The organism is Blastococcus sp. HT6-30 (genome assembly GCF_039729015.1).
Lineage (GTDB): Bacteria > Actinomycetota > Actinomycetes > Mycobacteriales > Geodermatophilaceae > Blastococcus.
On the sequence record NZ_CP155792.1, the window covers coordinates 2,908,416 to 2,926,785 of the forward strand.

At 76.0% G+C, this 18,370-nt stretch carries 19 protein-coding genes; 8 read left to right on the top strand and 11 right to left on the bottom strand.

The window, feature by feature from the left end; translation table 11 throughout:
- Positions 1-103 precede the first annotated feature (103 nt).
- On the bottom strand, positions 104-1,126 hold the full coding sequence (locus tag ABC795_RS14030; RefSeq protein WP_347057804.1) for a S16 family serine protease: 1,023 nt from the start codon (positions 1,124-1,126) through the stop codon (positions 104-106).
- A gap of 129 nt (positions 1,127-1,255) precedes the next feature.
- Between ABC795_RS14030 and ABC795_RS14035 the strand changes: the two genes are divergently transcribed.
- Entirely contained in the window at positions 1,256-2,665 is a 1,410-nt protein-coding gene (locus ABC795_RS14035) for a zinc-dependent metalloprotease (RefSeq protein ID WP_347057805.1), read from the top strand.
- On the opposite strand, the gene ABC795_RS14040 is transcribed toward ABC795_RS14035, so the two are convergent.
- Positions 2,662-3,252: a M48 family metallopeptidase gene (locus tag ABC795_RS14040; protein ID WP_347057806.1), complete on the bottom strand. Its 591-nt coding sequence runs from the start codon at positions 3,250-3,252 to the stop codon at positions 2,662-2,664. The genes ABC795_RS14035 and ABC795_RS14040 overlap by 4 nt on opposite strands.
- A 399-nt stretch (positions 3,253-3,651) precedes the next feature.
- On the opposite strand from ABC795_RS14040, the gene ABC795_RS14045 reads away from it, so the two are divergent.
- The 3 genes from ABC795_RS14045 to ABC795_RS14055 all read left to right on the top strand — a co-directional run bounded on the left by ABC795_RS14045 (position 3,652) and on the right by ABC795_RS14055 (position 6,407).
- Positions 3,652-3,804, top strand: a complete 153-nt coding sequence (locus tag ABC795_RS14045; protein WP_012950213.1) for a DUF5679 domain-containing protein — start codon at positions 3,652-3,654, stop codon at positions 3,802-3,804.
- A gap of 104 nt (positions 3,805-3,908) precedes the next feature.
- On the top strand, positions 3,909-5,018 hold the full coding sequence (locus ABC795_RS14050) for a thiamine biosynthesis protein ThiF (protein WP_347057807.1): 1,110 nt from the start codon (positions 3,909-3,911) through the stop codon (positions 5,016-5,018).
- A gap of 66 nt (positions 5,019-5,084) precedes the next feature.
- Positions 5,085-6,407, top strand: a complete 1,323-nt coding sequence (locus ABC795_RS14055) for an AarF/ABC1/UbiB kinase family protein (RefSeq protein ID WP_347057808.1) — start codon at positions 5,085-5,087, stop codon at positions 6,405-6,407.
- Between the two features lie 63 nt (positions 6,408-6,470).
- Here ABC795_RS14055 and ABC795_RS14060 read toward each other — a convergent pair whose 3' ends face one another.
- The 4 genes from ABC795_RS14060 to ABC795_RS14075 form a co-directional block, all read right to left on the bottom strand.
- Positions 6,471-6,635, bottom strand: a complete 165-nt coding sequence (locus tag ABC795_RS14060) for a hypothetical protein (protein ID WP_347057809.1) — start codon at positions 6,633-6,635, stop codon at positions 6,471-6,473.
- An 80-nt stretch (positions 6,636-6,715) separates the two neighbouring features.
- Positions 6,716-7,084, bottom strand: coding sequence for a WhiB family transcriptional regulator (locus ABC795_RS14065; RefSeq protein WP_347057810.1), 369 nt, complete (start codon positions 7,082-7,084; stop codon positions 6,716-6,718).
- 140 nt (positions 7,085-7,224) lie between these two features.
- Positions 7,225-7,545 carry a hypothetical protein gene (locus ABC795_RS14070; protein WP_347057811.1) on the bottom strand — a complete coding sequence of 107 codons (321 nt, stop codon included), beginning with the start codon at positions 7,543-7,545 and terminating at the stop codon, positions 7,225-7,227.
- A gap of 197 nt (positions 7,546-7,742) precedes the next feature.
- The gene (locus ABC795_RS14075) at positions 7,743-9,737 is read right to left on the bottom strand and encodes an ATP-dependent DNA helicase UvrD2 (protein ID WP_347057812.1); all 1,995 of its coding nucleotides are present in this window, start codon (positions 9,735-9,737) and stop codon (positions 7,743-7,745) included.
- A gap of 186 nt (positions 9,738-9,923) precedes the next feature.
- Here ABC795_RS14075 and ABC795_RS14080 point away from each other — a divergent pair, with 186 nt between their 5' ends.
- The 3 genes from ABC795_RS14080 (at position 9,924) to ABC795_RS14090 (ending at position 11,490) form a co-directional block, all read left to right on the top strand.
- Positions 9,924-10,190 (top strand): mycoredoxin, encoded by a 267-nt coding sequence (locus ABC795_RS14080; protein ID WP_347057813.1) that lies wholly within the window; start codon positions 9,924-9,926, stop codon positions 10,188-10,190.
- Positions 10,187-10,843: an ANTAR domain-containing protein gene (locus tag ABC795_RS14085; RefSeq protein WP_347057814.1), complete on the top strand. Its 657-nt coding sequence runs from the start codon at positions 10,187-10,189 to the stop codon at positions 10,841-10,843. Before ABC795_RS14080 ends, ABC795_RS14085 begins: the two co-directional genes overlap by 4 nt.
- 62 nt (positions 10,844-10,905) lie before the next feature.
- Positions 10,906-11,490 carry a uridine kinase gene (locus ABC795_RS14090; protein WP_347057815.1) on the top strand — a complete coding sequence of 195 codons (585 nt, stop codon included), beginning with the start codon at positions 10,906-10,908 and terminating at the stop codon, positions 11,488-11,490.
- Between the two features lie 59 nt (positions 11,491-11,549).
- Here ABC795_RS14090 and nudC read toward each other — a convergent pair whose 3' ends face one another.
- From nudC to ABC795_RS14110, 4 genes are all read right to left on the bottom strand, one after another.
- Positions 11,550-12,464, bottom strand: coding sequence for an NAD(+) diphosphatase (nudC, locus tag ABC795_RS14095; RefSeq protein WP_347057816.1), 915 nt, complete (start codon positions 12,462-12,464; stop codon positions 11,550-11,552).
- Positions 12,461-13,825 (bottom strand): pitrilysin family protein, encoded by a 1,365-nt coding sequence (locus ABC795_RS14100; protein ID WP_347057817.1) that lies wholly within the window; start codon positions 13,823-13,825, stop codon positions 12,461-12,463. The genes nudC and ABC795_RS14100 overlap by 4 nt, the downstream gene beginning before the upstream one ends.
- Positions 13,822-15,132: a pitrilysin family protein gene (locus tag ABC795_RS14105; protein ID WP_347057818.1), complete on the bottom strand. Its 1,311-nt coding sequence runs from the start codon at positions 15,130-15,132 to the stop codon at positions 13,822-13,824. Before ABC795_RS14105 ends, ABC795_RS14100 begins: the two co-directional genes overlap by 4 nt.
- Positions 15,133-15,224: 92 nt before the next feature.
- Positions 15,225-16,118 carry a DUF2510 domain-containing protein gene (locus ABC795_RS14110; RefSeq protein ID WP_347057819.1) on the bottom strand — a complete coding sequence of 298 codons (894 nt, stop codon included), beginning with the start codon at positions 16,116-16,118 and terminating at the stop codon, positions 15,225-15,227.
- 63 nt (positions 16,119-16,181) lie between these two features.
- Between ABC795_RS14110 and ABC795_RS14115 the strand changes: the two genes are divergently transcribed.
- Positions 16,182-16,961, top strand: a complete 780-nt coding sequence (locus ABC795_RS14115) for a putative protein N(5)-glutamine methyltransferase (RefSeq protein ID WP_347057820.1) — start codon at positions 16,182-16,184, stop codon at positions 16,959-16,961.
- Here ABC795_RS14115 and ABC795_RS14120 read toward each other — a convergent pair.
- The gene (locus ABC795_RS14120) at positions 16,958-18,370 is read right to left on the bottom strand and encodes a dipeptidase (protein ID WP_347057821.1); all 1,413 of its coding nucleotides are present in this window, start codon (positions 18,368-18,370) and stop codon (positions 16,958-16,960) included. The two genes, ABC795_RS14115 and ABC795_RS14120, sit on opposite strands and share 4 nt — an antisense overlap.

The following is an 18,370-nucleotide window of genomic DNA, read 5'->3' on the forward strand; positions in this document are numbered from 1 at the left end:
GGTGGTGCGGCGCCGGGGCGAGGCCCGGCCCCAAGGACAACGCACCGGACGGCGCGGGGTTCCCGGCGGCACCGTAACGCCAGTCAGAGGGGTGCGGGTGGGATCAGCAGCTCTCCGGAGTCCGGCCGGCGCGCACGTCGGCGAGGGCCTCGAGCGCGTCGTCCAGGGTCGCGACCCTGGCCGTCGGGACGCCGGTGTCGGGCGCGGCCACGGCCTCGGCGCAGTTGCCCTCGGGGACCAGGAAGACCTCGGCGCCGATGTCGCGCGCCGCCACCATCTTCAGCGCGATGCCGCCGATCGGCCCGACGTTGCCCTCGAGGTCGATCGTGCCGGTGCCGGCGATGACAGCGCCGCCGGTGAGGTCCTCCTCCCCCACGAGATCGAGGATCCCGAGGGTGAGCATCAGGCCGGCCGAGGGCCCGCCCACGTCGGCGACCTGGATGTCCACGTCGAACGGCGCCGCGGGCTGGTCGAGCACGGAGATCCCGAGCAGTGATCCCTCCCGGCCCTCCGCGGCCCCGGTGGTCACCTCGGTCGTGCCCGGCTCGCCGAGCCGGGTGTAGGTGACCGGGACCGAAGTGCCGGCCGGGACGCCGGTCAGGACGTCGGCCAGCACGTCGGTGTTCGGAACGGGCTGCCCGTCGACCGACTCCAGCGCGTCCCCCTCCTCGAGCCGCCCCTCCGACTGCGACCCCTCCGGCACCTCGCGCACGACCACCTTCTGCGGGTAGCCGAGCTCGCCGAGCGCCAGGCTCTCGGCCGCCTGCTCCGAGGTGAGGAACGCCTGGCGGTTGACCTGCCGCGTCTCCTCCTCGCTGCGGTCGGGCGGGTACACCGACTCCTCGGGGACGACGCTGACCTCGTCGTCGAACCACCCCCGCACGGCCTGGACCAGGCTGAGCCCGCCGCGGCTGACACCCACGGTGGTCAGGTTCAGGGCACCCTCGACCTCGTTGCGCTCCCTGCCCTCGACCGCGATGATCGGCTCACCGTCGATCTCGCCCAGGGTGTCGAAGGTCGGGCCGGGCACCTGCGCGACGTAGGGCACCGGCACGCTTGTGCTCAGGAGGCCGAACAGCAGCAGCAGCACGGCGCCCACGCTGAGGACGGCGCTCCGACGGGTCACGAGGGGCGAGCCTAGGTGAAGGGCCCCCTGCCCCCACCGGTCGCACGCGCACGGCGGCCCCTGCAGGGGGCCGTCCACTCCGAGCGAACGCATGCCCCCGGCCGAAGATCGCGCGTCTACCGTGGACGCATGAGCGACGTGCCGTTCGGCTTCGGCCCTCCCGACCGTGACCCCGAGCGCCGCGACCCCGGCCGCGGCGACCAGGGCGGCGACCCGTTCGGTCTCGGCGCCCTCTTCGGCGGTATGGCCGGCGGGGGCTCGCCCGAGGACGTGCTCGGCAAGATGCCGCTGTTCGCCGAGCTGCAGAAGCTCATGAACTGGTCGGGCGGGCCGGTCAACTGGGACCTCGCCCGCCAGAGCGCCATCAGCCAGCTCGCGGCCGGGCACCAGCCGTCGTCGGAGCAGGAGCGCTCGGCGACCGCCGAGGCCCTCCGGCTCGCCGACCTGTGGCTGGACCAGGTGACCGAGCTGCCCTCCGGCATCGAGCGGACCGCGGCGTGGTCCCGGGTCGAGTGGGTGGAGCAGACGCAGCCGGCGTGGGGCGCGCTGATCGACCCGCTCGCCGAGCGCGTGGTGGCGGCCATGACCAGCGCCCTGCCCGAGGAGGCGGCCATGTCCTTCGGGCCGATCGCCGGGATCATGGGCCGCATGGGCGGGATGATGTTCGGCGCCCAGGTGGGGCAGGCGCTGGGCAGGCTGGCCGAGGAGGTGCTGACCAGCACCGACGTGGGCCTGCCGCTGGCCCCCGCCGGCACCGGGGTGCTCGTGCCGCAGAACCTCGCCTCGTTCGCCGAGGGGCTCGACCGCCCCGCCGACGAGGTGCGGCTGTTCGTGGCGCTGCGCGAGGCCGCCTCGCAGCGGCTGTTCGCACACGTCCCCTGGCTGCGCCAGCAGCTCCAGGACGCCGTGCATGCCTACGCCCGCGGCATCACCATCGACCGCGAGGCGATCGAGCGGGGCATCAGCGAGGCGATGTCCGGCGGCATGGGCGCCGGGCTGGACCCCAGCGACCCCGAGAGCATCCAACGCCTGCTCGGCAGCGGCGTCCTCGAGCCCGAGGAGACCCCCGAGCAGCAGATGGCGCTGCGCCGCCTGGAGACCCTGCTGGCCCTCGTCGAGGGCTGGGTGGACGCCGTCGTGGCGGCGGCCGCGGCCGACCGGCTGCCCGGGCACGCCGCCCTCGCCGAGACGATGCGCCGCCGCCGGGCCTCCGGCGGGCCCGCCGAGCAGACCTTCGCCACGCTCGTCGGGCTGCAGCTGCGGCCTCGCCGGCTGCGCGACGCCGCCACCGTCTGGGGTGCGATGGGTCAGCAGCACGGCAGCGCCGACCGGGACCGGCTGTGGTCGCACCCGGACCTGCTGCCGACGTCGGAGGACCTCGACGAGCCGCTGGACTTCGTCGCCCGCCAGGGCCTCGACGAGGAGCTCGCCGCGCTGACCGCCGACGACGCCGACCGCCCGGCGACCGAGGAGCCGTCGACCGGCGACGAGCCCTCCGACGAACCCGGCGACGGCCCCGGCGAGGGCCGGCGCGGCTAGTCCACGACGTCGGGCGCCGGGCCCTCGCCGGCCGCACCGGCGGTGCTGGCCAGCTCGACGCCCTCGAGGAACCCGCGGGCCCGCTCGGCCCGCGGGTACCGGGCGACCAGCGCCCAGAAGCGCTCGTCGTGGCCGGGCTCGAGCAGGTGTACCAACTCGTGGACCAGCACGTAGTCGACGACGTACTCGGGCATCGACCGCAGCCGGCTGGACAGCCGGATCGTGCGGTCGGCCGGCGTGCAGGACCCCCAGCGACGGTGCTGGTTCTCCACCCACCGGACGCTGACCGGTTCGGCGAGCCCGTCGAGGTGCGCGGCCGAGAGCGCACGGGCCCGCGCCAGCAGTTCGGTGTCGCCGCCGAGGGACCGCTTGCGCCGCTCCTCACGGGTGCGCAGCTTGGCGACCATCTGGGCGACCCAGCGCTGCTCCTCGGCCGGGCTGAAGGCCGCCGGGATGAGCACCACGGTGCGGCCCATCTCCCGGTAGGCGGTGACCGTGCGGCGGCGGCGCGTGCTCCGGCGGACCTCCACGACGCCGTCGTCCGCCGGCTCGGGGAGGGCGGTCGCATCGCGAGTCGTTCCGGGCACGAGGGAGACGGTAGGACACCGTCCCCGCGTAGCGCCTGCCCGGAGGCACCCGCTCGGGTGCAGGTCGCACGGACGGTGGACATGACGGCCGCTCCACCCGGTGACGAGGCCCGCGAGCGGTGCGCCGTCCACACCCGGACGAGAGCATCCACCCAGCTCGCAGCCGTGCCGGCAACCAGATCGGCTGCGGCGTCCCCGGCCCGTCCCCCGGTTCCGCACAGCGACACGCCTGGTCGTCCCCATGGGGTCCACAGGGTTGTCCACAGCTGTGGGTGGCCGGCCGCCGCTCCGCGCCTCCCGGCGCCCGCCGACGGCGTCACGGGACGCCCGCGCGGGTAGCGTTCTCGCGCAACGGCGCCCGGCGTGCGAGCCGAGGCGCCCCGGAGACGAGGAGAACCCGTGGCGGAGAGCTACAACGGCTACTGCGTGAAGTGCAAGGAGAAGCGCGACTTCGACGGCGAGGTCAAGGTCAGCGAGTCGGGCCGCCGCATGGCGCAGGGCACCTGCCCCGTGTGCGGCACCAAGATGAACCGGATCCTCGGCAAGGCCTAGGACCACCAGCACGTCACCACGGCGGCGTCCCCTCGGGGGCGCCGCCGTTCGTCGTCCTGTGGACGACGGACCCGCGAGCGCCGCCCGGCTGCGACCCTGCCGGAGTGAGCGACAACGCCCATCCCCTCCTGCCCCCGGCGACACCCCTGCTCCTCGGTGACGGCGCGAGCGTGCAGGTGGGCGGCGTCGACTCCACCGACGGGCTGCTCCTGGAGCCGGCCGCGGGAATGGCGCCGTTGCTGCGCGGCCTCGACGGGCGTCGCTCGCAGCGGGCCGTCCGGGCCGACGCCGTGCGCGACGGCCTGGACCCCGGCCTCGTGGACGCGGTGCTGGACGCCCTGCGTGCCGGCGGCCTGCTGACCGACCTGGACGCGGCCGACGTGATCACGATGGGTGCGGGGCCCGCGGCGGCCGCGCGCGCAGCGGTGGAGCTGCCGTCGGCGGCCGCTGCCCCCCGCTCCTCGGCGTGGCGGGCCCGGCGGCTGGCCACCGTGGTGGTCGAGGGTGCGACCCGCGCCGGCACCCCGCTCGCGGCGATCCTGGCCGCCAGCGGCATCGGCCGGGTCGTCGTCCGGGACCCCGGCGTGGTCAGGGCGGCCGACGCGGTGGTGGGCGGGCTGACCGCCGCCGACGAGGGCCGGCCCCGGTCGGTGGCAGCCGCCGACGCGATCCGCCGGGCCAGCCCGCTGACCGACCTCGGGCCTCTGCCCGCCGGACTGCTGCCCGACCTGACCGTCCTCACCCGGCCGTGGGCCGCCTCCGACCCGCTGGTCGCCGTCGTCGACGGGCCTCACCTGGTCGCCACCGTGCGGGGCGAGACGGGCGTCGTCGGACCGCTGGTCGTGCCGGGCTCCACCAGCTGCCTGCGCTGCGCCGACCTCCACCGCCGGGACGCCGACGCGCGCTGGCCCCGCCTCGCCGCCCAGCTGACCGCCACGGAGCCACCCCCGAGCGGCGCCACCCTCACCTGCCTGCTGACCGCGCTCCTGGCCGCCGGTCAGGTGCTGGCCTTCCTCGACGACTCCGGCGCGCCGGTGACGCTCGGCGCCACCCTCGAGCTGCGGCCACCCGATCTGCTCCCCCGCCTGCGGCGATGGCCGCCCCACCCGGCCTGCGCCTGCGGCGCTGCCGCTGCCGACGGCTCCCCCTCCGGGCACGACGTTCGGCCCTCTCCCCGGCAGGACCCCGGTGGAACAGGCGACAATGGCCGCTGAGCGAGCTCACGGGCTCACCGGGCACGACACGGCGCCGCCACGACCGGGCGCCGGCGAGGAGGATGCGTGAGTGACGAGCGACCGGTGATGCCAGGGGGGTCGGTCGCGCGGACCGCGCGCCTGGCGTCCCTGCCCCTGGGCGCCGCCGGCCGGGCCACGCTGGGCCTCGGCAGACGCTTGTCGGGCCAGTCCGCCGACACGGTGAACGCCGAGCTGCAGCAGCGCACCGCCGAGCAGCTCTTCGCCGTGCTGGGGCAGCTCAAGGGCGGCGCCATGAAGCTCGGCCAGACGCTCTCGGTGTTCGAGGCGGCCGTGCCCGAGGAGATGGCGGCGCCCTATCGGGAGGCCCTCACCAAGCTGCAGGAGGCGGCGCCGCCGATGCCGGTGCGGACCGTGCACGGGGTGCTGGCCCAGCAGCTGGGCGGCACGTGGCGGCAGCGCTTCGCCGAGTTCGACGACGCGCCGGCCGCGGCGGCCAGCATCGGGCAGGTGCACCGGGCCACGTGGCGGGACGGCCGCGACGTCGCGGTGAAGATCCAGTACCCGGGCGCGGCGACGGCGCTGATGAGCGACCTCAACCAGCTGGCCCGGTTCGCCCGGCTGTTCGCGGCGGTCTTCCCCGGCCTGGACGTCAAGCCGCTCATCGCCGAGCTCAAGGCCCGCGTGGTCGAGGAGCTCGACTACGGGCTGGAGGCCGACGCCCAGCGGGCGTTCGCCGCCGCCTACGCCGGCGACCCGGAGATCGCCGTCCCCCGGGTGGTGGCCAGCGCCCCCAAGGTCGTCGTCTCCGAGTGGATCGAGGGCAACCCCCTGTCGCGGATCATCGCCGCAGGGAGCCGGGAGGAGCGCGACCGCGCCGGTCGGCTGCTGGCCACGCTGCACTTCTCCGCGCCGCAGCGCGCCGGGTTGCTGCACGCCGATCCGCACCCGGGCAACTTCCGGATCCTGCCCGACGGCCGGCTGGGCGTCATCGACTTCGGCGCGGTCGCCCGGCTGCCCGACGGGCATCCCGAGCCGATCGGGCGGCTGCTGAACTGGGCGCTGGCCGGTCGCGCGGCGGAGGTCCTCGCCGACCTGCGCACGGAGGGGTTCGTGCGGCCGGGGGTGGACGTCGATCCCGAGGCGGTGCTCGACTACCTGCGCCCCCTGCTGGAGCCGGTCACCGGCCATCACTTCCGCTTCACCCGCGCCTGGATGCAGGAGCAGGCGATACGGATCGGGGACCCGCGGACCGAGGCCAACCGCCTGGGCCGGCAGCTGAACCTGCCACCGGCCTACCTGCTCATCCACCGGGTCTCGATGGGTTCCATCGGCGTGCTCTGCCAGCTGGACGCAGCGGCCGACTGGCGGGCCATCCTGGAGGAGTGGCTCCCCGGCTTCGCGGAGTGACGGCGCGGCCCGGGCACCTTGGCGGGCCCGGGCCGCAGGGCGGTCGGGAGGACCGCGATGAGCTCAGTGCACGGCGGCGCTGGCGCGGGCGGCCCGGCGGACCGCACGCTCGGCGCGACGGGCGGCCCGTCGCGCCAGGTAGAGACGACGGGCGCGGCTGGCGGCCATCGCCTCGGCCCGGAGCTCGTGCATGCGGCTGCGGGCCATCTCGTGCTCGAGCATGTACATGGCTGGTTCCTTCGACGGAGTCGGCGGTCCGGCCGCCGGGATGCTGGATGTCGTGGTGCTGGTGACGGGCGCCGCGGGGCTCATGCGGCGACCACCTTGCGGGGGCGGCCGCGGGGCCGCTTCCGGGCGATGACCGCCCCCCGCTCGAAGATCTCGCCGCCCCAGACGCCCCACGGCTCGGCGCGCGACAGCGCGCCGGCCAGGCAGGACTCCCGGACCGGGCAGTCCCCGCAGAAGCTCTTGGCGAGCTCCAGCTGGGCCGGTGCCTCGGCGAACCACAGCTCGGGGTCCTCTACCCGGCAGGGCAGCGGACGCCGGACCGGCGCGGGTCGCAGCGGTGGGCGTGGCCGCCGCCGGTGGGGTGGGCGGGAACCGGTCGGCGTGGCGCCGTCGGTCCAGGGGAGCCCGGGCCGGCGGTGGGACGTCGGGGGGTCGATCGTCTGCTGCACTGCCGCTCCTCCTCGTACTCGTCGGGCACGGCCGGCGGGGGTCCGCCGACCGACGTCGGGGCCGGGAGCCGCGGAGGAAAGAAGAAGGCCGCGGATCCCGGGGTTCGGGTTCCGCGGCCTCGAGGAGGACCGGTGAGCGGCTAGCTCAGCGGTCTCCCGGGGACTCGGAGCCCGGGGGTGGTGGCGTCGTCCTGGGGCAGGTACGTGGGCGCGAGAAAACGCTCGACGACGTGCTGCGACTCGGGGCGCCGGATGGCGACCGGGGCGACGCGGGACGAGCCCGTGCCGGCGGTCGACCCGATCAGGCCGGTGGCCACGTTCCCGCGGGTGCCGGCGGCGACGGACGGACCGGTGCCCTGGATGAGGACGGTGGCACCGGTCGTGCTCAGGCCACCCTCGCGCACGTCGGCGCCGCCCCGCACGAGGAGGTCGGAGGCGGCGGCCCAGGTCATGCTGGTCATCGAAGCTCCCCCTCCTTCCTGGGCCCGCGCCCCGGCCGGTCGGCCGGGCGCGCAACGGGGTGCAGCTCGTGTGCGACGGAACACTAGGACCCCGCCGGAACCGGGGTCAATCGAATTGATCGCGGCGTCTCCGAACGGAGTTCCCGCCGGTCTCGGAACCGCCTGCCGTCGCCCTCGGCGGCGGCATCCTCACCGGATCAGCCGGTGACGGCGGCGAGCACGTCCTCGCCGTAGAGCTCCAGCTTCCGGGCCCCGATGCCGGGCAGCCCGGAGAGCTCCCGCAGGCTGGCGGGGCGGGTCTCGGCGATGGCCTGCAGCGTGGCGTCGGTGAAGACCACGTAGGCCGGCACCGACGCCGACTGGGCGGCCTGGCTGCGCCACGCGCGCAACCGCTCGAACAGCTCGCCGGCCTCGCCCTCCAGGACCACCTTGGGGCGCTTGGCCGCACGGCGGGCCGGCGGCGCGGTGGGGCCGGAATCCGGCGCGAGGCCGTCGAGGAACCGGCTGCGCGGCCGAGAGCGCCGGCCGCCGGGGTTGCGGGCCAGCGACCAGGACAGGGTGAGCTGCTCGCGGGCACGGGTGACGGCGACGTACAGCAGCCGCCGCTCCTCCTCGACGGCGACCGGCCGGCTCAGCGACTGCGCGATCGGCAGCACGCCGTCGACCAGGCCGACGACGAAGACGGCGTCCCACTCCAGCCCCTTGGCCGCGTGCATCGACGCGAGGGTGACGCCCTGGACGGTGGGTGCGTGCTGGGCGTCGGCCCGCTCGGCGAGGTGGGTGACGAAGCCGGCGAGGTCCAGCGACGGGTTCTCCGCGACCAGGTCGACGGCGAGGTCGACCAGCGCGGCGAGGGACTGCCAGCGGTCCCGCGCCGCTCCCCCAGCCGGCGGTCGGTGCTCCACCCAGCCCGTGGAGGCCAGCACGTCACGGACGGCGGGCACCAGCATGCCCGGCTCGTTCCCCCCTGCCGCGGCCCCGCGGAGCAGCAGTACCGCCTCGCGGACCTCGGGCCGCTCGAAGAAGCGCTCGCCACCCTTGAGCACGTAGGGCACCCCGGCGTCGGCCAGCGCCGACTCGTACACCTGCGACTGCGCGTTGATCCGGAACAGCACGGCGATCTCGGCGGCGGGCGTCCCGTCGCCGATCAGGGACTTGCACCGTGCGGCGACCGCGGCGGCCTCGGCCGGCTCGTCGGGGTGCTCGACGAACGTCGGCTCGGGGCCCTGGGGCCGCTGCCCCAGCAGGCGGAGCCCCGGCAAGCCCTTGCGCGGCGGCGCCTGGCCGATCAGCCGGTTGGCCAGGCCCACGACCTGCGGGGTGGAGCGGTAGTCCCGCTCGAGCTTCACCACGGCGGCGTCGCCGTAGCGGTCGGCGAACCCCAGCAGGTAGTCGGGGTCGGCGCCGGTGAAGGAGTAGATGGTCTGGTTGGGGTCGCCCACCACGCAGACCTCGGCCCGGCCGCCCAGCCAGGCGTCGAGCAGCCGCTGCTGCAGCGGGTTGACGTCCTGGTACTCGTCGACGACGAAGTGCCGGTACTGCGCACGCACCTGCCGGGCGACGTCCGGGTGCTCCTCGAGGGCGTAGGCGGTGACCAGCAGCAGGTCCTCGAAGTCCAGCGCCCCGTCGCGCTGCTTGGCCTGCTCGTAGCTGGCGTAGACGGCGGCGACGGCGGCGGGCTCGAACGGCGCCTCGCGGCCGGCCGCCTTCGCGCGGGCCGGGTAGTCCTCGGGCGTGGCGAGGGTGGTCTTCGCCCACTCGATCTCGCTGGCGAGGTCGCGGAGGCTGGTCCGGTCGGTGGTGAGCCGGTTGCGCGTGGCGGCCGAGGCGACCACCCGCAGCTTGTTCTCGATGAGCCCGGGCATCGGGCCGCCGAGCACCCGGGGGGCGAAGTAGCGCAGCTGCCGCATCGCGGCGGCGTGGAAGGTGCGGGCCTGGACCCCACCCACCTCGAGCGCGGCCAGTCGGGCACGCAGCTCACCGGCCGCCCGGGCGGTGAAGGTCACCGCCAGCACCTGCTCGGGGAGGTACGTGCCGGTGTGCACGCCGTAGGCGATGCGGTGGGTGATGGTGCGGGTCTTCCCCGTACCGGCACCGGCCAGGATGCAAACCGGCCCGGACACCGCCTGCGCCGCCGTGCGCTGCTCGTCGTCGAGGCCGTCGAGCACGGCCTCCGCGTCCGCATGCGCCATCGCCGGCGTCCCTCCGCGTTCCTCGCCCACCCGTCCCGCAGGAGCCGTCGGCCCCCGGCCACGATCCTCCCAGCCGGCGTCGACGGCGGCGGGAAGCATCCCCAGGAGCCACTCGTTGACATGCACGCACGCGCCACCCCGTCCCGGGGCTGGACCCGCCAGGCAGGAACAGGGAGACTCCCCGCGATGACCACGACCCCCGGCACCGCCGTCACCATGTACACCACCACGTGGTGCGGGTACTGCGTGCGCCTCAAGAAGCTGATGCAGCGCGAGGGCATCGAGTTCGCCGAGGTCGACATCGAGACCGATCCGCAGGCCGCGGATCTGGTCATGCAGGCCAACGGGGGCAACCGCACGGTCCCCACGCTGATCTTTCCCGACGGCAGCGCGCTGACCAACCCCAGCATCGACGCGGTCAAGGCCCAGCTCGCACGGCTTCCGGAGGCGTGAGCTCCGTGGTCCCCGGCCCCCGGCACTCCGACGAACTCGACGGGCCCGTGCGCCCCGGTGCGGCGCCCCTCCGTGCGGGCGGCGCCGGGGGTCCGCTGCACGACGACCGGCCCCGGATAGCCCTGACCCGGGTCACCCGCGGCTGGGTCGTCGTCCCGCTGCCCGCCGGGGCGGTCGCCGGTGACCCGGTCGACGGTCTCGTCGAGGGCATGACCCTGGCCGACCTCGTGGCCGACGAGCTGGGCGCCCTGCCCGAGCCCGACCGCACCGCCCGGCGTTCGGCGCGCGGCCCGGCCGGCGCGCCCGCCGGAACCGACCCGGTGGACGCGCGGATCGCCGCCCTGGAGCGCACCGTCGCCCAGCTGGAACACGCGCTGGCCTCCCGGGTGTCCACCGAGCGCGCCATCGGCGTCCTCGCCGAACGGCACGGCACCAGCCTCCGGACGGCGTTCGAGGGGCTGCGCCGCGACGCGCGCACGCAGGGCCGGCCCGTCGTCGAGCTCGCCCGCGAGGTGCTCGACGGCCTGGCGCCCGATGCCCCCGCGGCCTCCGCCCCGCTCGCCTCCGCCCAGGTCACCGCGGAGCCTGCGCCCGCCCCGCGTCCGGTCCCGGTGCCCACCGGTGCCGTCGCCACCGCGGACGGCCGGCCCTGACCCGGCCGGAGCCGCTCTCCCCCGACGCCCTCGCCGACCGCCTCGCCGCGCTGCTGGCGGACGTGCCCGCCGAGCCGGGCGCCACCGCGCTGCGGGTGGCCGTGGACGGACCCGAGCTCGCCGCGCCCGAGGCGCTCGCCGCCGCGATCGCCGAACGCCTGCCGGCGCTGGGCCGCGGGGCCGTCGTCGTGCCCGCCACAGGTTTCTACCGGCCCGCCTCGCTGCGGCTGGAGCACGGCCGGACGGATCCGGATGCCCGCTACACCGACTGGCTCGACGTGGGCGCGCTCAACCGCGAGGTCCTCGCCCCGGTCGGGCCCGGCGGGTCGGGTGAGTACCTGCCGGTGCTCTGGGACCTGGAGCGGGACCGCGCCGCTCGGGCCCCGCGACGGCCGGTGCCGGCCGGTGCCGTGCTGCTGGTCGCCGGCGCGCTCCTGCAGGGCGTCGGCCTCGCTCTGGACGTCGTCGTGCACCTCCGGGTGGCCCCCGCCGCGCGGCGGCGGCGCACCCCGCCCGCCGAGGCGTGGGCGCTACCGGCCTACGACCGCTACGACGACGAGGTCGACCCCGCGGCGCTCGCCGACGCCGTCGTGCTGGCCGATCACGCCGACCGCCCGGCGCTGGTGCTCGGCGGCCGCTTGGCTTAGCGGCCGGCCTGCAGGGCCCCGCCTCGAGCCTGCGAGTGGTGGGGGGCAGCCGGGCTTTCTCAGCGAGGGGTGGGGGGAAGCTCGTCCTTGATCCACCGGTCGAGGATGTGGCGGGCGATCGAGATCGACGGCGGCACCGCGAGCTGCCCCTCCGGCGTCCGGAGCTCCTCCCGGGTGAACCAGCGCGCCTCCTCGATCTCGGTGGGATCGACGCGGATCTCCTGGTCGCCGTGGACCCGGGCCACGAAGCCCAGCATCAGCGACTGCGGGAACGGCCACGGCTGGCTGGCGACGTAGCGGACGTCGGTGACCCGCAGGCCCACCTCCTCCTCCACCTCGCGCGCGACCGCCGCCTCGGCCGACTCCCCCGGCTCGACGAAGCCGGCCAGGATGGAGAACCGCCCGGGCGGCCAGGCCGCCTGCCGGCCGAGCACCACGCGGTCGGCCCCGTCGTGGACGAGCATGATGACGGCGGGGTCGACGCGTGGGAAGAACTCGACGCCGGTGGTCGGGTCGCGCTGCGTCCAGCCGGCCCGCTCCACGGTCGTGGCGGCACCGGTGAGCGGGCTGAAGCGGTGCCGCTCGTGCCACTCCAGGATGCCGATGGCCTCGACGAGGAGGCCGGCGTCCAGGTCGCCGAGCGCGGTGCCGAGGTCGCGCAGGCCGGCCCACCGGTCGACCGGGCGGCCGTTCACCGTCAGCGACCGCTCACCGCGGACGGCGGCGTAGGGGACGCCGCCGTCCTCGCCGAGGTAGACCGCGCCCGGGGGCAGCCCGGGACGCTGGTCCCACACCAGGACCGGACCCGACGGTCCTTCCTGCACCGGCACCGCGCGCTGGGCGTCGACGGTCAGGACCCGCACCGGACGGCCACCCGTCGGGTCGGGCAGCAGCCGGGCCAGGTGCGCCCGGTCGTGCCCGGTGCGGGAGAGGACCGGGCGGCCGTCGTCGCCGGCGCGGGAACCGGAGGTCATGCCTGCTCGCCGCTCCGGTTGACGGTGACCGGCGCCAGGACGCCGAGCTCGGCGGCCACCCGGCCGGCGTCGCCGACGACGACGGCGGTCAGCGCCTCGGGCGCCAGGTAGCGCGCGGCCGCGGCCTGCACCTCGTCGACCGTGACGGCGGTGAGGTCGCGTTGGTGGGTGGTCAGCCAGTCGGCCGGCAGGCCGGTGCCCAGCAGCGCCGAGAGGGTGCTGGCCAGGCCCGCGTGGGTGGACGTCGACAGCGCCATGCTGCCCAGGATGTACCGCCGGGCGGCGTCGAGCTCCGCCTCGGTCACCGGCGTCAGCGCCATGCGCCCCAGCTCGTAGAGGGTCTCCAGCAGCGCCGGGCCGGTGACCTCCGTGGCGACGTCGGCCTCGACCAGGAACGACGACGACGCCCGCTGGTGCTCGATGCCGCTGCGTGGGCTGTAGCTGTAGCCGCGGCGCTCGCGGATGTTCTCGACCAGCCGGGAGGAGAAGTAGCCGCCGTAGACCATCGCGGCCAGCCGGGCCGCGGGCAGGTCGGGGTCGGTGCGGCTGGGCGCCGGTCCGCCCAGGCGGAGGTTCGACTGCACCGCGCCCGGCCGGTCGACCAACTCGATGCCGTCGGCGCGCTGCTCGGCGACCGGCGGGGCCTCCACCGCCTTGCCCGTGCCGTCCCACCTCTCGAGGGCGGCGGCCACGGTGTCGACCGCGGCCCGCGGGTCGAGGTCGCCGACGAGCACGAGGATGCTGCCGGCCGGCAGTACGCGCTCGCGGTGCAGCCGGCGCAGCGCCGGCGCGCGGACGGCGGAGACCAGCCCGGCGTCGGGCAGCTGGATGGCGTACGGATGGGTGCCGTACCGCCGGGCGGCCAGCGCCGTGCGGGCGATCGTGCCCGGCTGCGTGCGCGCGATCGCGATCCGCTCGGCCAGCCGGTCGCGTTCGCCGTCGACCTGGCCGGCCGGGTAGCTCGCGCCGGTCAGCAGCTCGGCGACCAGCTCCAGCACCGGGCCGAGCCCGCCGGGCAGCAGCGTGGTGCCGAACACCAGCCGGTCGGCGTCGGTGCTCACCGACAGCTCGGCGCCGTGGGTCTGCAGCAGCTGGGCGATGGCCGTCTGGTCGTGCCGCGCGGTGCCGAGCAGCACCGCACCGGACAGGACCGCGCCCCGCGCGGCGTGCACGCCGGCGTTGCGGGCGCTGGGCGCAGCGAACGGCACTCGCAGCCGCAGCTCGACCAGCGGGACGCCGGGCCGGGGCACGACGACCACGCGCAGCCCGTTGGCCAGCGTCGTCTCCTCCGCGACCGGCGTCGGGTGCGGCCGGGGCTCGCCCAGCGGCGGGATCAGCGGGCTCTCCTGGATCGTGGTCATCGGGCGCCCCCCGCCGGTCGCAGCTCCAGCACCGCGGCGGTGCCCGGGTCGAGCCCGCGCGCGGCCACCTGGACCGCCTCGGGCGTCACGGCGGCGAGGCGCGCGGCCAGCTCGCCGGCGAGCTCGGCGCGCCCGTGGACCAGCTCGGCGGCGGCGAAGGCGAGCGTGCGGCCGAGCACGGAGTCGGCCTGCTGGAGCAGCTGGGCCTCGATGCGGGCCTGCACCCGGCGCAGCTCGGCGGCGTCGACGCCGTCCTCGGCGACGCGGCCGATCTCCTTGTGCACCGCGGCCATCACCCGGTCGGCCGGCACCGCGGCCGGGTGGTGCACCTGGGTGGTCAGCAGGGTCGCGTCGCGGACGTCGAAGGGGTCGCCGAACAGGCCCACGTAGCTGCTCTGCGCGATCGCGATCCGGTCGTCGTGCACCAGCCGGCGCTCGAGCCGGGAGGCGTCGCCCTCGCTGAGCAGCTCGGCCAGCAGCACGCTGCCCAGGTAGTTGTCGAAGTCACCGACCGGGTCGGGGACCCGCCAGCCGATGGCCAGCGCGGGCGCCGGGGCCAGGGCGTCCTCGACGACCGCCGAGCGCACCGTGGTGGGCGACGGCTCCCCGGTGTACGGCAGCGGCGGGACGTCGCGGGCCGGGACCGGCCCGAACCAGCGGTGCACCAGCTGCTCGGTCTCGGCGACGTCGAGGTCCCCGCCGATGCACAGCACGGCGTTGCCGGGCGCGTAGTAGCGGGAGAAGAAGTCGGTGGCATCGTCGACCGTGGAGGCCTCCAGGTCGACGAAGGAGCCGTACCCGTCGTGGGTGTTGGCGAAGGTCTCGAAGGCGACCTGCGGCAGCTGCAACCAGGGAAAGGCGCCGTAGGGCCGGTTCAGCACGTTGACCCGGATCTCCTCCTTCACCACGTCGATCTGGTTGCGGAGGTTCTCCTCGGTGATCGCCGGGGCGGCCATCCGGTCGGCCTCGAGGAACAGCGCGCGCTCCAGCGCCTCGGCGGGCAGCGCCTGGAAGTAGTTCGTGTAGTCCTGGTGGGTCGAGCCGTTGAAGGTGCCGCCCGCGGCCTGCACCAGCCGGGCGTGCTCCATCTTCGCGACGTTGGCCGACCCCTGGAACATCATGTGCTCGAAGAGGTGGGCGAAGCCGGTCCGCCCCTCGGGTTCGTTGCGCATCCCGACGTCGTAGTAGACGCTCACCGCCACCACGGGCACGCTGCGGTCGGGGGCGAGGACCACCCGCAGACCGTTGTCCAGCGTGAATCGTTCGATCGGGTGCCGCAGGGTCAGTTCGGTCCCAGCTGCAGTCACGCGCCCGACACTACGACGACGTCACCCGCCGGGTGACACCGCGGCCACCCGCCGTCCCCACCCGTGGTGAGGCCCTGCCGCCGCGTCCCTGGTCACTCCAGGACGTCGACGGCGTCGAGCACCTGGTCGATGACGCCGTAGAGCTCGGCGTGGGTGTTGGGGATCGACACGTAGAGCAGCGCGGGCGCCGGGCGGCCGACGTCGACGAGCAGCAGCGCGGCACGCTCCCCCGAGGCGTCGTACCCCTCGACGTCCCAGCTCAGCGCGAACTCGTAGAGGTGGGCGGCGTGCCCGTCGACCGTGCGGGGCTCGTCGCGCAGCACCTCGCGCTCGTTCGGACCGGGGTAGTAGTTGGCCCGCACGCTGTCGGCCAGGACCCGCGTCGTCGCCTGCAGGCTCGACGGGCCGGCCCAGCCGTACCCCTCCGCCACCGGCCCGGAGGTGCACTGGGAGATGAAGATGCCGCCGTCGGGCGTGCCCTCCTGGGTGGTGAAGTACTGGCCGGCGGTCGTCGTCGTCTCCAGCTGGAGGCCGAGGTCGAACTCCGACCAGCCCTCGCCCAGATAGGGGTAGGAGATGCCGGAGGCCTCGTCGATGATCCGGACGGTGCCCGGTGGGAATGCCCGCCCGGCGGCCGGTGGCGGCACCGCCCCCAGGTCCTGCGCGGTGGTCGTGGCGGTCCCCCGGCCGTCGTCCGGGCGCAGCACCAGCACGGCGACGACGACGGCCACGACGAGCGCGACCACCGAGCCGGCCGCCACCAGCGGGCGGAACCACGGGCGCGCCGCGGCCGGCGCCACGGGCGGGACGACCGCTGCCGGCCGGCCCGTGTCCGGGCCGGGGGGAGCGCGGTGCACGGTGACGCCGGGACCGGCGGGCATCATGACGTCGGACCAGCCCGCGCCGTTCCACCAGCGGACCGTGTCCGGGACGCCGCTCGGGTCGGGGTACCACCCCGGGGCGGCGCCCTGCTCCACTCCGGTCACGCCCGCAGCCTAGGGCGTCCCCCGTCCCCGTCACCGCAAGCGGTGGCCGTCCAGGAGGTCGCCGTGGGCCCGGGAGCAGCACCCCCGGACCAGGCGGTCGTCGGGCGGCTGCGCGGCGCCGGGTGCGTGTTCGCCGAGGAGGAGGCCGCCCTCCTCGCGGTGGCGGCCCGCGACGCCGAGGAGCTCTCCCTGCTGGTCGACCGACGGGTGGCCGGGACCCCGCTGGAGCAGCTGGTGGGGTGGGCGGAGTTCTGCGGGCTGCGGATCGTGGTGGCGCCCGGCGTCTTCGTCCCCCGCCGGCGGACCGAGCTGGTGGTCCGCGAGGCGGTCGCGCTGGCCCGTCGGGGCGACGTCGTCGTCGACCTGTGCTGCGGCACCGGCGCGGTGGGGGCGGCGCTGGCCGCCGCCGTCCCGGGGATCGACCTGCACGCCGCCGACGTCGACCCCGCGGCGGTGCGCTGCGCGCGGCGGAACCTGCCGGGTGTGCCGGTGCACGAGGGTGACCTGTTCGCCGCGCTCCCCGGGGCGCTCGCCGGGCGGATCGCCGTCCTCACCGCCAACGTGCCGTACGTGCCCACCGCGGCGGTCCCGCTGATGCCGCCGGAGGCGCGCGACCACGAGCCGCGAACCGCCCTCGACGGCGGCGAGGACGGGCTCGCGTTCGTCCGCCGCGTGGTCACCGACGCCCCGGCCTGGCTGGCCCGGGGTGGCGCGGTGCTCTTCGAGTGCGGCGCGGGCCAGACGGGAGCGGCCGTCGACGTCGTCACGGCGGCGGGTCTGGCAGCCCGGCCGGTGATCGACGACGACCTCGGCGGCACCGTCGTCGTCGGCAGGCTCCCCTAACGCAGCCGCGCGGTCGCCAGCTCCCGCCACAGGTGCGCGGCGGCCTCTGCGCCGCGGTACAGCATCGGCAGCAGCACCCGCTCGTTCGGCGAGTGGATGCGGTCGGTGGGCAGGCCGGCGCCCAGGAACAGCAGCGGGGCCCCGAGCGCCTCGACGAGGTCGGCCTCCGGACCGCTGCCGCCCTCCCGGGTGAACAGCACGTCCTCCGGCGCGGTGTCGAAGGCCTGGCCGATCGCCGCCAGCAGCGCATCCATCGCCGGGGAGTCCAGGTCGCTGGCGCAGGGCGCGACGCCACCGGGCGGGGTGTGCACCTCGGCCTCGATGCCGTCGGGCACGTGGGCCGCCACCCAGTCGCGCAGCATCGGCCCGATGTCCTCCGGGCGCTGGTCGGAGACCAGCCGGAAGGTGATCTTGGCGTGCGCCTCGGCCGGGATGATCGTCTTGTGGCCGGGGCCGGTGTAACCGCCCCACATGCCGTTGACCTCGGCGGTGGGCCGGGCACCGGTGCGCTCCAGCGTGCTGAAGCCCGCCTCGCCGTACGTCGCGCGAGAGGCGGCCGGCCCGGCCAGCCACGCCTGTTCGTCGAGCGGGACCCGTCTCATCAGCTCGCGCTCGCGGTCGGTCAGGGGCCGCACCTGGTCGTAGAACCCGGGCAGGGTCACCCGGCCCCGCTCGTCGTGCAGCTCCGCCACCAGCTCGGCCAGGGCGTGCAGCGGATTGGGAACGGCGCCGCCGAACGAGCCGGAGTGCAGGTCCACCGCCGGGCCGCGCAGGGTGATCTCGGCGTCGGCCAGGCCGCGCATCGCCGTCACGACGCTGGGCACGTCGGGTGCGGCCATGCCGGTGTCGCTGACCACGACGACGTCGCAGGCCAGCCGGTCCCGCCGGTCCTCCAGCAGCCGGCGGAAGTGCGGCGACCCCGACTCCTCCTCGCCCTCGACCAGCAGCTTGACGGTGACCGCGGGGGTGTCCCGGCCGGTCGCGGCGAGGTGCGCCCGGATTCCGAGCAGGTGGAAGGCGACGTTGCCCTTGTCGTCGATCGCGCCGCGGGCGTGCAGCTCCGGCCCGTCGGGGCCCTGCACCCGGGTCGGCTCGAACGGCGGGTGCTCCCAGAGCTCCAGGGGGTCGACCGGCTGGACGTCGTGGTGGCCGTAGACCAGGGCGACGGGGGCGTGGGCGTCGGCCGAGGGCCACTCGGCGAAGACCGCGGGCGCGCCGGCGGTCGGCCAGATCTCCACGGTCGGGAAGCCGACGCGGCGCAGCGCGTCGGCCAGCCACGTGGCGCTCGCGGCGACGTCGCGCGCGTGCGCGGGGTCGGCCGAGATCGACGGGATGCGCAGCCAGGCGTCCAGATCGGCGTGCAGGTCGTCGAGGTGGTCGAGGACGAAGTCCCGTTCGGCGCTGGTCAC

Coding starts and splice junctions, on each gene's coding strand:
- ABC795_RS14060 (WP_347057809.1), bottom strand. CDS start 6,635: ATGTACATGCTCGAGCACGAGATGGCCCGCAGCCGCATGCACGAGCTC.
- nudC (WP_347057816.1), bottom strand. CDS start 12,464: ATGACCTCCGGTTCCCGCGCCGGCGACGACGGCCGCCCGGTCCTCTCC.
- ABC795_RS14070 (WP_347057811.1), bottom strand. CDS start 7,545: ATGACCAGCATGACCTGGGCCGCCGCCTCCGACCTCCTCGTGCGGGGC.
- ABC795_RS14035 (WP_347057805.1), top strand. CDS start 1,256: ATGAGCGACGTGCCGTTCGGCTTCGGCCCTCCCGACCGTGACCCCGAG.
- ABC795_RS14080 (WP_347057813.1), top strand. CDS start 9,924: ATGACCACGACCCCCGGCACCGCCGTCACCATGTACACCACCACGTGG.
- ABC795_RS14075 (WP_347057812.1), bottom strand. CDS start 9,737: ATGGCGCATGCGGACGCGGAGGCCGTGCTCGACGGCCTCGACGACGAG.
- ABC795_RS14100 (WP_347057817.1), bottom strand. CDS start 13,825: ATGACCACGATCCAGGAGAGCCCGCTGATCCCGCCGCTGGGCGAGCCC.